At 60.5% G+C, this 14,394-nt stretch carries 9 protein-coding genes; 6 read left to right on the top strand and 3 right to left on the bottom strand.

Going from position 1 to position 14,394, the window contains the following annotated elements; translation table 11 throughout:
• Nucleotides 1-47 precede the first annotated feature (47 nt).
• From RX395_RS04690 to RX395_RS04665, 6 genes are all read left to right on the top strand, one after another.
• Nucleotides 48-2,474 carry a glycogen/starch/alpha-glucan phosphorylase gene (locus RX395_RS04690; RefSeq protein WP_316365838.1) on the top strand — a complete coding sequence of 809 codons (2,427 nt, stop codon included), beginning with the start codon at nt 48-50 and terminating at the stop codon, nt 2,472-2,474.
• A gap of 108 nt (nt 2,475-2,582) precedes the next feature.
• Nucleotides 2,583-3,731: a glucose-1-phosphate adenylyltransferase gene (locus RX395_RS04685; RefSeq protein ID WP_006233920.1), complete on the top strand. Its 1,149-nt coding sequence runs from the start codon at nt 2,583-2,585 to the stop codon at nt 3,729-3,731.
• A gap of 4 nt (nt 3,732-3,735) precedes the next feature.
• A complete protein-coding gene (gene glgD / locus RX395_RS04680) occupies nt 3,736-4,863 on the top strand; it encodes a glucose-1-phosphate adenylyltransferase subunit GlgD (protein ID WP_316365836.1) in 1,128 nt (375 codons plus the stop codon).
• Nucleotides 4,864-4,953: 90 nt separating this feature from the next.
• On the top strand, nt 4,954-7,218 hold the full coding sequence (glgA, locus tag RX395_RS04675; protein WP_316365835.1) for a glycogen synthase GlgA: 2,265 nt from the start codon (nt 4,954-4,956) through the stop codon (nt 7,216-7,218).
• A 218-nt stretch (nt 7,219-7,436) separates the two neighbouring features.
• Nucleotides 7,437-10,733, top strand: a complete 3,297-nt coding sequence (locus RX395_RS04670; RefSeq protein WP_316365832.1) for a 4-alpha-glucanotransferase — start codon at nt 7,437-7,439, stop codon at nt 10,731-10,733.
• 88 nt (nt 10,734-10,821) lie between these two features.
• On the top strand, nt 10,822-11,058 hold the full coding sequence (locus RX395_RS04665; protein WP_316365831.1) for an FmdB family zinc ribbon protein: 237 nt from the start codon (nt 10,822-10,824) through the stop codon (nt 11,056-11,058).
• 141 nt (nt 11,059-11,199) lie between these two features.
• On the opposite strand, the gene RX395_RS04660 is transcribed toward RX395_RS04665, so the two are convergent.
• The 3 genes from RX395_RS04660 to def all read right to left on the bottom strand — a co-directional run bounded on the left by RX395_RS04660 (nt 11,200) and on the right by def (nt 14,381).
• Nucleotides 11,200-12,600, bottom strand: a complete 1,401-nt coding sequence (locus RX395_RS04660; RefSeq protein WP_316365828.1) for an RsmB/NOP family class I SAM-dependent RNA methyltransferase — start codon at nt 12,598-12,600, stop codon at nt 11,200-11,202.
• Nucleotides 12,597-13,517, bottom strand: coding sequence for a methionyl-tRNA formyltransferase (gene fmt / locus RX395_RS04655; protein ID WP_316365827.1), 921 nt, complete (start codon nt 13,515-13,517; stop codon nt 12,597-12,599). Before fmt ends, RX395_RS04660 begins: the two co-directional genes overlap by 4 nt.
• A 327-nt stretch (nt 13,518-13,844) precedes the next feature.
• Nucleotides 13,845-14,381: a peptide deformylase gene (gene def / locus RX395_RS04650; RefSeq protein WP_316365825.1), complete on the bottom strand. Its 537-nt coding sequence runs from the start codon at nt 14,379-14,381 to the stop codon at nt 13,845-13,847.
• Between the last annotated feature and the right edge of the window lie 13 nt (nt 14,382-14,394).

Here is a 14,394-nt window from a genome sequence, read left to right as displayed (position 1 = left end):
CAAGTCATAACCGTTCCGGGAGAAACATCCCCGGGGGAAAGGAACGTATGAATAAGATCTTCGACAACAAGCAGGAGTTTACCGAGCTCTATCGCGATGCCGTCATGAGCATTAGCGGCAAAAGCGTCGAGGCCGCCAGCGACCTCGACCGCTTTAACGCCCTGGCCAAGCTCGTGGCCGAGAAGGCACGCACCGTTGCCACCAAGAGTGACGCCCGCGCCACCGCCGAGGGCAAAAAGCGCGTGTACTACTTCTCGATCGAGTTTTTGATCGGCCGCCTGCTCGACAACTACCTGCTCAACTTTGGCGTGCGCGACATGGTCGCCGAGGCGCTTGACGACATGGGCTTCGACCTGTCCGTCATCGAGAACCAGGAGCCCGATCCGGCTCTGGGCAACGGTGGCCTGGGCCGTCTGGCCGCATGCTTCCTGGATTCCATGGCAGCCGAGGGCATTGCCGGCTACGGCAACGGCATGCGCTACCGCTACGGCCTGTTTAAACAGGAGATTGTCAACGGCAGCCAGGTCGAGGCCACCGACGAGTGGCTCACCCACGGCTATCCTTGGGAGGTCCGTCGTCAGGACAAGGCCGTGACCATTAAGTTTGGTGGCCGCGTCGAGGGCTTTGAGGAGAACGGCCGCACGTTCTACCGCACGGTGGACACGCAGGATATCCTGGCCGTCCCTTATGACATCCCCGTCGTGGGCTATGCCGGCGAGACCGTCAACAAGCTGCGTGTATGGGCCGCCGAGCCGGTCGAGGAGCACTTCGATCTGGAGGCCTTCAACCGCGGCGACTACGCCCTGGCAGACGCCGAGCGCGCCGAGGCCGAGGCCATCAGCGCCATCCTCTACCCCAATGACGCCGGCGAGCACGGCCGTCTTCTGCGCCTGAAGCAGGAGTACCTGTTTGTATCGGCAGGTATCTACAGCCTGCTCGACACCTTTGAGAAGGAGCACGGCGCTAACTGGGAGCTGCTGCCGCAGTTTGTGGCCATCCACACCAACGACACGCACCCTGCCATGTGCGGCCCCGAGCTCATGCGCATCCTCATCGACGAGAAGAAGCTCGAGTGGGATGACGCCTGGAGCATTGTGACGCAGGTCGTGAGCTACACCAACCACACCATCCTGCCCGAGGCTCTGGAGAAGTGGCCCATCGGCACGTTCTCCAAGCTCCTCCCCCGCGTGTACCAGATCATCGACGAGATCAGCCGTCGTTGGCATGAGTCGTTCGACACCACGCAGGAGGGCTGGCAGGAGCGTCTGCGCCAGACCGCCATCCTGTGGGACGGCGAGATTCGCATGGCCAACCTGTCCGTGATCTGCAGCCATAGCGTTAACGGCGTGGCCAAGATCCACTCCGACATCATCAAGAACATCGTGCTCAAGGACTTCTATGCCCTGACGCCCGAGAAGTTCAACAACAAGACCAACGGCATCTCGCACCGTCGCTTCTTTGCCGAGGCCAACCCCACCTACGCAAAGCTCGTGACCGAGGCCATTGGCGACGGCTGGCTCAAGGACGCCTTTGAGCTGGAGAAGCTTAAAAGTTTCCAGAACGACACCGAGTTCCTGAAGGCCGTGGGTGCTTCCAAGCGCGCCAACAAGGAGCGCCTGGCCGTCTACGTTAAGGCCGAGACCGGTTTGGTCATCGACCCCAACACCGTCTTCGATGTTCAGGTAAAGCGCTTCCACGCCTACAAGCGCCAGCTCATGAACATCATGAAGGTGATGGACATCTACAACCGTCGCATCGCCGATCCTAACTTCCACGTGACGCCGACGACCTTCATCTTTAGCGGCAAGGCTGCCTCGAGCTACACCTTTGCCAAGGAGACCATCCGCCTCATTAACTCCGTCGCCGAGGTCATCAACAACGACGCCCGCGTCAACGAGGTCATGAAGGTCTGCTTTATCCCCAACTTCCGCGTGAGCAACGCCCAGCTCATCTACCCTGCCGCCGAGATCTCGGAGCAGATCTCCACGGCCGGCAAGGAGGCCTCGGGCACGTCCAACATGAAGCTCATGATGAACGGTGCCATTACGCTGGGCACTCTCGACGGCGCCAACATCGAGATTGCCGACCTGGCCGGTCGCGAGAACGAGGCCATCTTTGGCCTGACCGCTCCCGAGGTCGAGCAGCTCTGGGCATCCAACAGCTATTTTGCATGGGATACCCTCAACGGCGACCGCGAGCGTCTGGGCCGCGTGATGGACGAGCTCAAGGACAACACCTTTGCGGGCCTTTCGGGCAACTTCGAGAGCATTTACAACGAGCTTATGAACAACAACGACCCCGACCTGGTCATGGCAGACTTCCGCAGCTACGTGGATGCGTGGGAGAAGCTCACCGGCAGCTACGGCGACCAGGAGACCTGGAACCGCAAGGCGCTGCTCAACACCGCCTCCTCGGGCTGGTTCTCGAGCGACCGCACCATTCGCGAGTACCGCGACGAGATCTGGCACGCTTAAAGGCGCGCGAGTTCCCTTATGCCAGCACGGCATTACTCGACGGGCGCGACCGAGTGCCGCGCCCGTCGCTAATGGGTTTAGGAACATCGATGACAGAAGGAGAAATCGATGAGTAAGAAAGAATGCATCGCGATGCTCCTCGCAGGAGGACAGGGCAGCCGATTGGGGGCACTCACCCAAAAGATCGCCAAGCCGGCGGTTAGCTTTGGTGGCAAGTTCCGCATTATCGACTTTTCGCTCTCCAACTGCTCCAACTCGGGCATCGACACGGTGGGCGTTCTGACGCAGTATCGCCCCTACCTGCTGCATGCCTATGTGGGCTCCGGCGAGGCGTGGGATCTGGACAGCCGCGACGGCGGCGTGTCGATCCTGCCGCCGTACGAGACGCAGACCGGCGGCGCCTGGTATGCGGGCACGGCCGACGCCATTACGCAGAACCTGGACTACATCAAGGCCAACGACCCCAAGTACGTCCTGATTCTTTCGGGCGATCACCTGTATCGCATGGACTACCGCAAGATGCTCAAGACGCACATTGAGAACAACGCCGACCTCACGGTGAGCGTTATGCCCGTGCCTTGGGAGGAGGCTAGCCGCTTTGGCATCCTGACCACTGACCCCGAGGACGGCCGCATCACCAAGTTCACCGAGAAGCCCGATAAGCCCGATTCGAACCTCGCGTCCATGGGCATCTACATCTTCTCGGCCGACGTGCTGATCGAGGCGCTCGAGGAGGACGCTCTGGACCAGCGCTCGAGCCACGACTTTGGCAAGGACATCATCCCCAAGCTGCTCGGCGAGGGCAAGCGCCTGTACAGCTACGAGTTCCACGGCTTTTGGAAGGACGTCGGCACCATCGCCAGCTTCCACGAGACCTCGATGGACCTGCTGGGCAACAACCCCGAGTTCGATCTGTTTGACAAGCACTTCCCCATCATGTCCAACATCACCACGCGTCCGCCGCACTACATTGGCCCGGATGGTCGCCTGGACGACTGCCTGGTCTCCAACGGCTGCAAGATCTACGGCACCGCTCGCCACTCGATCCTTTCGACCGATGTCATCATCGAGGAGCGCGCCGTGGTCGAGGACTCCGTGCTGCTGCCGGGTGCGCACGTTAAGAGCGGCGCGCACATCTGCCGTGCAATTTTGGGCGAGAACTCCACGGTCGAAGAGGGCGTGAAGCTCGGCTCTGTCGATACCACCAAGGATACGGCCGTCGTTGGAAATGACGTCGTTATCGGGAAGGGGGAATGATCCGATGATCAATCGCAAGGCCATCGGTTATATCACCGCTAACTACTCTTCGACCTACGGCAGCGTGCTGCTCAAGGACCGCCCCATCGCGTCCGTTCCGTTTTTGGGCCGCTACCGCCTGATCGACTTCCCGCTGTCCAACATGATGAATGCCGGCATTAAGACCGTCGGTGTCGTCATGCCGGGCAACTACCGTTCCCTGATCGACCACGTGGGCTCGGGCAAGGACTGGGGCCTGGACCGCAAGAAGGGCGGTCTGTTCATGGTGCCCGGTAATGCGTATGGCACCACCAAGGGCGGCATGCGCTTCTTGCTGCGCGACATCATCTCCAACAAGACGTTGTTCCAGCGCTCGGACAAGCCCTATGTCGTGATGATGGGCACCAACATCATCTTTAACATGGACCTCAACACCATCATCGACGCGCACGAGAACTCCGGCGCCCAGATGACCGTGGTGTACTGCAAGGCCACGCGCAACGTCGATGACGAGACCAAGCTGCAGATCAACGAGAACGGCCGCCTGACGGGCGTGAGCGCCGGCGTCGTGTATGGCGACAACGCCTCTATGGACTGCTGCATTGTCAACCGCGAGACGCTGCTCGAGATCATCGACCACTACCAGGCTGCCGACTATCTGGACCCGCTTGAGGCACTCCAGGGCGACTTTGGCAACATCGACGTGTGCAGCTACGAGTACAAGGGCGAGGTCGTGGGCGTGTTTAGCGAGAAGTCGCTGTATCGCCGCAGCATGGACCTGCTCGACCAGACCGTGGCCGACCAGCTCTTTGACCCCGAGCTCCCGATCCTGACCAAGGCTCACGACGTGCCGCCTTCGCGCTACGCGACCGGCAGCCACGCCTGCAACTCGATCATCTCGGCCGGCTGCATCATCAAGGGCACCGTGCGCAACTCGATCCTGTCGCGCGGCGTCGTGGTCGAGGAAGGCGCCTCGGTGACCAACTCGATCATCAACCAGAGCTGCATCATCAAGAGCGGCGCCCGCGTTGAGAACGCCATCCTGGACAAGAACAACGTGGTTCCCACCAACACCGAGCTTCGCGGCACGCCCGAGAACATCTTGGTGCTGGGCAAGGCTCCGTTAACTTCCGACACCACCATCGTACGTTAACGTTGGCACCGCAACATCACTCGTAACATGCAGAATAGCCGCCCGGTTAGCGCCAGGCGGCTATTCTCGAATTGCAACATGGGAGACAATATGGCTGATTCCAGCAAAAAGATGCAGATCGTGTTTGCCTCGGCCGAGTGCGCGCCGTTTGTAAAGACCGGTGGCCTGGGCGACGTGGCGGGTTCGCTGCCTGCGGCGCTTGTGCGCGCCGGCGCCGAAGTCATCGTGATGGTGCCCAAGTACGCCACCATCAAAGACGAGTACAAGGCGCAGATGGAGCACTTCTCCGACTTTTACGTGAGCCTGGGCTGGCGCAATGAGTACTGCGGACTCGAGAAGCTCGAGCACGACGGCGTCACCTATATGTTCATCGACAACGAGCGCTACTTTGCGCGCGACTATCCGTACGGCTTCTTTGACGACGGCGAGCGCTTTGCGTTCTTCTCCAAGGCCATCACCGAGAGCCTGCAGCACCTGCCCGAGGGCTTTGAGTGCGACATCCTGCACTGCAACGACTGGCAGACAGCGCTGGCGCCTGTGTTCTTGCGCGAGTTCTACCAGGGCTTACCGCTGTATGACCGCGTAAAGACCGTGTTCTCGATCCACAACGTGGCGTTCCAGGGCCAGTTTAGCGACACCGTGATGGAGGACATCCTGGGTGTGGCGCATATTCCGGCGGCCGCCTCGCAGCTGCGTTGCGACGCCTGCAGCATCAACTACATGCTGGGCGCCCTGCGCTATGCCGATGCCATCACTACGGTGAGCCCCACCTATGCCAACGAGATCCAGACGCCCGAGTTTGGCGAGGGCCTGGACGGCGTTCTGCGCGAGCGTTCGTACGCGCTGCAGGGCATTTTAAATGGCATCGACGTCGCGGGCTTTGACCCGGCGACCGACAAGCGCATTGCCGCCAACTACACCGTCGAGGACCGTTCCGGCAAGGCCGTGTGCAAGGCCAAGCTGCAGGAAGAGCTGGGGCTCGAGGTTCGCGACGACCGCCCGCTTATGGTGATGGTCACGCGCCTGACGCGCCAGAAGGGCATGGACCTGGTCATGTACGCGCTCGACCGCATCCTGGCCGGCGGTGTGCAGGTGGCGGTGCTGGGCACCGGCGACCGCGACTACGAGGACGGCCTGCGATATTTCCAGGACAAGTACCCCGGCACCATGGCCGCACGCATCGAGTTCGATCCGGCGCTGTCACAGCGCATGTATGCTGCCGCCGACATGTTCCTGATGCCTTCGAAGTTTGAGCCCTGTGGCCTGTCGCAGATCATCGCCATGCGCTACGGCACCCTGCCCATCGTGCGCGAGACCGGTGGCCTGAAGGACACCGTGATCCCGTATAACGAGTTTACCGGCGAGGGCACCGGATTCTCGTTTAGTAACTTTAACGGTGACGAGATGGGCGATGCGGTATTCCGCGCGGCGCGCCTGTTCTGGGATAACCGCGACGCCTGGAACCAGCTGGTCACGCAGGCCATGAGCCAGGACTTTAGCTGGACGCGTTCGGCCGATAAGTATCTGGACTTGTACTTCTTTATGCATCCGGAGATTGAGAGGCCGGCGGCTGTTGTCGACGAGCCTGAGGTTGTTGCTGAGAAGACTGCGGCCGAGCCCAAGGCTGAGCCGGTTGTTGAGGCGCCCGCTGCTGCTGAGGAGAAGCCAGTTGAGGCAGCTCCCGAGCCTGAGGCTAAGCCGGCTGCCGAGGCCGAGGTTAAGCCCGCGGCGAAGCCTGCCGCCAAGAAGACCACGACGCGCAAGACGACGGCCAAGAAGGCCACAGCGACCAAGGCGGCGGCAACAAAGACCACCGCAGCAAAGACGACTGCTGCCAAGGCAACGACCACGCGCAAGCGCACGACCGCCGCTGCCAAGAAGGCCGCCGAAGCCGAGGCTGCTCCCGAGGTAAAGGACGAGGCCGCCGCCGAGACTAAGCCCGCGGCAAAGGTTCCGGCCAAGGCCGCTGCCAAGAAGACGGCTGCGTCCAAGACCACGACCGCCAAGAAGACCATGGCTACGAAGTCGACGACGACCAAGGCTGCTACGAAGAAGACCGCTGCGAAGACGACCCCGAAGGCAGCCGCGAAGCCGGCCGGCAAAGTCGAGGAGACGCACGTCGAGCCCAAGGCCGAGACAGCTGCCGAGGCAAAGCCGGCCGCCAAGACCACCACACGCAAGCGCGCCACAACGACAGCCAAAAAGGCCACGACCAAGGCTGCTGCTCCCAAGGCAGAGGCTAAGGCCGAGCCCACCAAGGAGGCCCCGGTCTCCCCCGCCACTCCGGCCGAGGAAAAGGCTCCGACCAAGAAGACGTCCGTCCGCAAGGCAACGGCCACCCGCAAGCGCCGCTAGCCCACAGACGATCCAAAACCTAATCAAACCCTATGCAAGGGGCGCTCCAACCGGGCGCCCCTTCTCTGTAGGTAGTTGGTAAAACGATTTTCTAGGACAACCGTTCGCCGATGGTAAACGGATGTTGTTTATACAGCCTGTGTACAACAGATATACTTACATCCTGTGCGTAAAGCCCATGGCCAGCATGCCATGATTCTATTGAACTGGACCGTACTATGAGATTGATACACAACAGCCGTCTGCCGCAGTTTCGCACTCCGTTTGGCGCTGTGACCACAGGAACTACCCTTTCGCTCTCCGTGATTCTGGAGGATGCCGATCCCGCGCAGGCAACGCTTACGCTGCGCACCTGGGTCGATGAGATCGGTGAGTCTCGGTATCCCATGACGCACGAGGGCGACGGCATATTTAGCGTAGAACTCAAGTGCACTGAACCATGTCTTATCTGGTACAGCTTTATCTGCAATATCGAAGGCCAGCCCGAGGTCCGCTTGGGCGCACCGCAGGGACGCACCGGCGGCGAAGGCGTAACCTACGACTACGCCGAGGTGCCGTCCTTCCAGATTACCGTCTACAAGCACCGCGCGAACCGCCCCACCTGGTACGAGCGCGGCATGGTGTACCAGATCTTCCCCGACCGCTACGCCCGCGACGAGCACTGGCGCGAGCGCACGCTGGCCGAGGTCGAAAAACCGCGTAAGGGCATTCAGCGCCGCATGGTCGAGGACTGGAACGAGCCACCTGTGTACGAGCGCGTCGAGGACAGCTCCATCAAGACCTGGGACTTTTATGGCGGATCGCTCAAGGGTATCCAGGAAGACCTGCCTCGCATCGCCGAGCTGGGCTTTACAGCCATCTACCTCAACCCCATTTTTGAAGCCGCGAGCAACCACCGCTACGACACCGCCGATTACACCAAGATCGATCCGATTCTGGGCACCGAGCAAGACTTTACTGAACTGTGCGAGGCGGCCGAGAGGCTGGGCATTTCCATCATTCTGGACGGTGTGTTCAACCACACGGGCGACGATTCGATCTACTTCAACCGCTATGGCAACTATCCCGGTGTCGGCGCGTGGCAGAGCGAGGACTCTCCGTGGCGCGATGCGTTTTATTTCCACGAGGACGGCTCGTACGACTGCTGGTGGGGCGTGGGCAATATGCCCGCCATCAATGAGAGCTCCGAACTGGTACGCGAGCGGCTCCTGGGCAAGGACGGCGTCATTCGTAAATGGTTGCGCGCCGGCGCTCACGGCTGGCGCCTGGATGTGGCTGACGAGCTTTCGGACGATTTCCTGACCGAGATCAAAAAGGCCGTACTTGCCGAAAAGCCCGACGCGCTGCTGCTCGGCGAGGTCTGGGAAGACGCCTCCAACAAGATCAGCTACGGCCATCTGCGTCGCTACCTGCAGGGCTCCGAGCTGGACTCTGCTATGGATTACCCCTTCCGCGACATGGTCATCGGCTTTTTGATGGGCTACAAAAACGCCTACCAAGCTGCCGAGGATATCGAGACCCTGCGCGAGAACTACCCGCGCGAGGCATTATCCTGCGCGCTCAATCTGCTGTCGAGCCACGACCGCCCGCGCATTATCTCGGTGCTCGGCGGTGGCCCCGACGAGTCGCAGCTGCCCGAGAGTGAGCGCAGCAAATGGCGCCTGGACGAGAACTCCATGGGCCTGGCCAAGAGCCGCTTTTGGCTGGCGACGCTCATGCAGATGACGTTCCCGGGCGTTCCCTCAATCTATTACGGTGACGAGTACGGCTTGGAGGGTCTCACCGATCCGGGCAATCGCCGCACCATGCCGACCAAGGAAAACCTGCACGACTTCGATACGTTCGCGATCGTCAAAAACGCATCTGCTGTGCGCCGCGCGCTGCCGTTTATGATCGACGGTGAGATCAAGGCCTTCGCGCTCAATGACGAGGTGCTGGCCTACAACCGTATCGGTAAAGACGGCGAGTCCGCGACCGTCATCATCAACCGCAGCCTGCGCAATTCACACCGGGTGACGATTCCGGCGCTCGGCGAATGCGCGAGCGATGTGATCAGCGGTCACGAGTGCGAGATCCACAACGGAACGGTCACGCTCGACCTGTACCCGCTGGGCTCGTCGATCATCTATCACCATGCCGAGCAGCGCCTGCAGGAGCCGCTCGATCACGGTGCGGGTGTTGTGTGCCATATCACATCGGTGCCGACCGACGACGGCAAGCCGGGTACGATCGGCGCGCCCACGCGTCGTTTTATCGACCATCTGGCCGCCATGGGCATGCGCTACTGGCAGGTTCTCCCCGTCAACCCCACGGACTTCTTCCGCTCCCCTTACGCCGGTCCTTCGGCCTTTGCAGGCAATATCGACCTGCTGCCCGAGAGCCACGAGGAGCTGGCAGCCGACTTTGAGACCTGGAAGGCCCGCGGAGGCGAGGATGCCGATCCGCTGTACACCGCGTTTAAGCATCGCAATGCCGATTGGCTCGAGAAGTACTGTGTCTATATGGCCGTTAAGAAGTACTTTGAGGGCGAGTCGCGCCACGATTGGCCGGCAGATGTCGCGCGCTACAACGAGCATCTGATCGACGACAAGCGCTTCCACAACGAGGCCGAGCTTCAGGCGTACATGCAGTACCGCTTTGACCTAGCTTGGTGCGAGCTCATGAACTATGCGCACAAGAAGGGCATCGAGGTCATCGGCGATATTCCTATGTACGTGTCCGACGATTCGGCAGACGCGTGGAGCGAACCCGAGAACTTCTGGCTGTCCGATACCGGCAAAGCAATCGAGATTTCCGGCGCGCCACCCGACAACTTTGCGCCCGAGGGCCAGGTGTGGGGCAACCCGACATTCCGCTGGGACCACATGAAGCAGAACGGCTATACCTGGTGGATGGATCGCCTGTGCCGCGCGTTCTCGCTCTACGACCGCGTGCGTCTGGATCACTTCCTGGGATTCCACAGCTATTACAGCATTCCCGCGGGCAAGGCATGCGCCGACGGTCGCTGGCTAGCGGGCCCGGGCAAGGACCTGTTCCAGACCGCCTACGACGAGCTTGGTCCGCTCAACTTTATCGCCGAGGACCTGGGCTATTTGACGCCCGGTGTTCGCGCCATGGCCTCGACCTGTGGTTTCCCCGGCATGGACGTGCTGGAGTTTAGCGACTACGACGTTCGTTGCGGCGTGCATCCCACGCCCGGCAAGATCCTGTACACCTCGACGCACGATACGTCGACGCTTGCCGGCTGGTGCACGCGTTCCTTTGCGGGCGGCGATGAACCGAGCGGTGTTGAGCTGGCGGCCAAGCTGATGAGCGACGCACTGGCAAGCGACGCTCCCCTGGTGATGATGCCGCTGCAGGATGTCCTGGGGCTTGGCGACGACGCGCGCATGAACGTTCCGGGCGTGGCCACGGGCAACTGGACCTGGCAGGCTGACGAGACGGACATTGCAGCCGCCGAGAACAAAACCGCACAGCTCCTGCGCAACAACCATAGATTCTGGGGCGAAGCGTGATAAAACCCCCGATATAGGGTACAGTTACAGACGTTTGAATTTATGCGGGCAGAGTAATCTGCCCGCTTTGTGCTGAAAAGGAAGTATTATGGCGCGCTACGATTACAAGTGCTCGAGCTGCGGCAACGTGTTTGAGGTTGAGCATTCCATGTCCGAGACTCCCGAGGTCGTGTGCCCCAGCTGCGGTGCCCCGGCGGCCAAGACGTTCTCGGCCAGCGGCATTAAATTTGAGGGAAGCGGTTTCTACAACACCGACCAGCGAAGCGGCGGCTCCAGCACCAGCGCCACAAGCGGCTGCTGCGCCAACTGCCCGCACAGCCACTAGGAACCAAACAGCCCCGCGACCGACATCGATCGCGGGGCCGCTTCTTTTGCTACCCAGGTTTCCTTATGAGTTGCGGTGAAATAAGGACTGTTTGGCGGGTAGAAGCCGATATTCAATCCCTATTTCACCGCAACTTAGTAGTTACTTGTGGACCAGTCTGGCGCAGAAGTGGCCGTCGTAGGAATCGGCGTTTACGGGGACGCTTTGGAAGAGGCCTCGATCGTTTTGGCGTACTGATACGAGCTTCTTGGCCTGATCGAACTCGGGGAGTTGCAGAATCTGTGCTTCGGAAAGCGGCGCCACGCTAAAGCCGGCACCCTCGGGAGAAGCAAGGAACGCGTCCACCACCTGTGTGTTCTCCTCGTCGAAGACCGAGCACGTCGCATAGATGAGCTCGCCGCCGGCAGCCACGCGCGCGGCAGCTTCCTTGAGCATCGTCAGCTGCAGTTTGGGCAGCTCAACCGTCACATCCTTTTCAGTCAGGCGCCACGGGATCTCGGGATGACGGCGCATGGTGCCGGTGCCCGAGCACGGTGCATCGATAAAAACCGTGTCGAACTTAACCGGCTCGCCAAGCATGGCATCAAACGATGTGAGCACCTCATCAAGCTCGCAGGCATCACCCGAAACCGTACGAACGCCCTGAATACCGGCCTTATGCAGGCGAGCGAGATTCAGATCGCACTTGCGATCATGCAGATCGAGCGCCGTATGCTGACGCTCATAGCCCGCACGCTTAGCCTGGCACATCATCACATAGGTCTTGGTGCCACGACCGGCACCAATCTCAAGGCAGCTACCAGGGCGCGTGGCAGCTGTGGCGATAAGCTGCGCGTTGAGATCAGATGCCACCGCGGCAGCACGCTCAAACACACCCGAAGCAACGGTAACCTGGGCATCAACCGGGGCATGGCAGCCCGGGAAGACAGGCGCGACGAGCTGCGAGATATACGGATCGGGCTTGGTTGCAAAGGCGTTCTCATGCAGGGCCAGCGGCGCGGGGGCCAGATTACCGGCAAAGCTAAGCGCGCCCTCCGGTGTGTCAAACGAAGCCATAATACGAGCGCACAGCCACCGCGGCAGACCCATCAGGCGCGACAGACGAACCAAGCGTCGCTCAGACTCGTCTACATCGGACGCAGTGGCAAAGTCCTCAACGTTGTCCGCGACCTTATGCAGCACGGCATTGGCCAAACCGGCGGCAGACTTAGCTCCGCTGCGCACCAGCTCAACGCCCTGACTCACCGCAACGCGGCCAGGCGTATGCAGATAGAGCATCTCGAAGGCCGAGATACGAAGCGCCATGCGAACACGCGGCGCAACCTTTTTAGGCTTATCAAGAAACTGGTCGAGCAGCTCGTCCAAAATACCCTGCGTGGCGGCCACACCAAGCGCCAAGCGGGCGGCAAAAGCGGAATCGCGCTGATCAATAGCCTTGGCCGATGCGCGAGAGGACAGCACGTCGCGCGCATACATGCCGCGGCGATCGGCCTCCATTAGCACATCGAGCGCAAGCTTGCGCGCGGGAGACAACTTGCTCATGACAAAACACCCCACGAAAGATCGGCGCCCTGAAGGCCAGCAGCCCAAGCAGAAGCGGCCATAGCACGCTTACCATCAGGCTTAACCTCGAGCAACTCAACCGAGCCATCGGAAAGACCCAGGTAAACACGCTTGGCCTTAACGAGAACCTGACCCTCGCCAAGCGACACATCAGCCGGCGCAGCATCGAGCACGCGCACGGTCTTGCCGGCAATCACGCAACGAGCAGGCGCGGTATCGGACGAGGCCAGCACATGACGCACGCAATCAAGCGCCGCCATTTGCGGATCCAGACGCATCTCCAGCTTGGAAATCTTGGCAGCATAAGTGACGAGCGACTCATCCTGCTCAGTCCACACGGCGGTGCCATCGGCAAGAGAAGGAAGCGTATCGGCAAGCAGTTTGCCGCCAAGCTCACTAAGCTCCATGGTCAGCGCCTCAGCATGCTTACCGGCAACCGACGTGGAAGCCTGAGCACAATAAGCACCAGTATCCACGCCATGTCCAATGCGCATAATGGAAACGCCAGCAACCTCATCACCAGCAAGAATGGCACGCTGAATAGGAGCAGCCCCACGCCAACGAGGCAGCAAGGAAGCATGAACATTCACAATGCCGAGCGGCGCCATATGCAGCACCTCATCAGGCAAAATGCAGCCATAGGCAGCCACACAGAAAATGTCAGCCTGGGCAGCCTGAAGTGCCTCAACAACCTCGGCCGTCATACGATTAGCCTCAACAACCGGCAACCCCAGCTCAAGCGCCTTAGCCTTAACAGGAGAAGGCTCCAGCTTCTTACCACGCCCACGAACAGCATCAGGACGAGTAACAACAAGCGCAATCTCATTCCCAGCCTCAACAAGCGAAGTCAGCGAAGGCACAGCAAAATCGGGCGTACCCATAAACACAATACGCATAAAAGTTAGTCTCCTCTCAATAACGAGCCGAGACGGCTACAAAAAAGCGTTCCAGGTCGCAAGCGCACCCAGCCGCAAGAACAGTTCAACAAAGACAAATATACCCAAAAACAAAGAAAGAGCCGCATAAAAGCAGCCCTCCCAACAAAGCACCTATCAGCAAAGACGCCCTTCCCCGGCTCGACGGCACCCGGGCGAACCGAGCTAGAACAACGCAGTCCCCGGTGCTGAGTGCCCACATATCGTCCCGCGCGCAGTTTCGCAGCGAAGCGAGAATGTTTGAGCACGGGATGATATGTGGGCACTCAGCACCGGGGACGGTGGGACCTACTCCGTCTCGCCCGGTCGAGCGCCACGGGCCAGGGCGTCCTGGTACTCCTTGACTGCCTTGATCCTCTGCATGGGCTTCAGCCGCTCGAACATAGTGTTGCCGTGCAGGTGATCAATCTCGTGCTGCAGGCACACGCAGAACAGGTCGCCCGTGGCCTCATAGCGAATCAGGTTGGCATCCAGATCGTACGCCTCGACGACGACATGGTCGGGACGCTCGATCTCGCAGCTAATGCCTGGGATAGACAGGCAGCCCTCGCTAAAGGGCACCAGATGCTCGCTCTGCTCAACAATGACGGGATTGATGAGCACGTACGGGTCGTAGTCGTTTTTGTCGCTGTAGTCGCAGTCGATGGTGACGAGCTGAATGAGCTCGCCGATCTGCGGAGCAGCCAGGCCGCAGCCACCGTTCTCGAACATCATCTTCTTCATCTTCTCGGCAAGCGCCTCGATCGCAGGAGTGATCTCCTCGATGACGGCGCACTCCTGGCGCAGACGAGGGTCGGGCGACAGTACGATTCCGTTGGCTTCCATGGCCATCCTTTCG

It is taken from the genome of Collinsella aerofaciens, assembly GCF_032584215.1.
GTDB lineage: Bacteria > Actinomycetota > Coriobacteriia > Coriobacteriales > Coriobacteriaceae > Collinsella.
Note: the sequence above shows the minus strand (reverse complement) of the source record. Positions and strands in the feature narration are given on the sequence as shown.

What these genes read in the sequence shown, in the direction of transcription:
- glgA (WP_316365835.1), top strand. Translation starts at nt 4,954, where the DNA reads ATGGCTGATTCCAGCAAAAAGATGCAGATCGTGTTTGCCTCGGCCGAG.
- RX395_RS04660 (WP_316365828.1), bottom strand. Translation starts at nt 12,600, where the DNA reads ATGAGCAAGTTGTCTCCCGCGCGCAAGCTTGCGCTCGATGTGCTAATG.
- fmt (WP_316365827.1), bottom strand. Translation starts at nt 13,517, where the DNA reads ATGCGTATTGTGTTTATGGGTACGCCCGATTTTGCTGTGCCTTCGCTG.
- RX395_RS04665 (WP_316365831.1), top strand. Translation starts at nt 10,822, where the DNA reads ATGGCGCGCTACGATTACAAGTGCTCGAGCTGCGGCAACGTGTTTGAG.
- def (WP_316365825.1), bottom strand. Translation starts at nt 14,381, where the DNA reads ATGGAAGCCAACGGAATCGTACTGTCGCCCGACCCTCGTCTGCGCCAG.
- RX395_RS04690 (WP_316365838.1), top strand. Translation starts at nt 48, where the DNA reads ATGAATAAGATCTTCGACAACAAGCAGGAGTTTACCGAGCTCTATCGC.
- glgD (WP_316365836.1), top strand. Translation starts at nt 3,736, where the DNA reads ATGATCAATCGCAAGGCCATCGGTTATATCACCGCTAACTACTCTTCG.
- RX395_RS04670 (WP_316365832.1), top strand. Translation starts at nt 7,437, where the DNA reads ATGAGATTGATACACAACAGCCGTCTGCCGCAGTTTCGCACTCCGTTT.
- RX395_RS04685 (WP_006233920.1), top strand. Translation starts at nt 2,583, where the DNA reads ATGAGTAAGAAAGAATGCATCGCGATGCTCCTCGCAGGAGGACAGGGC.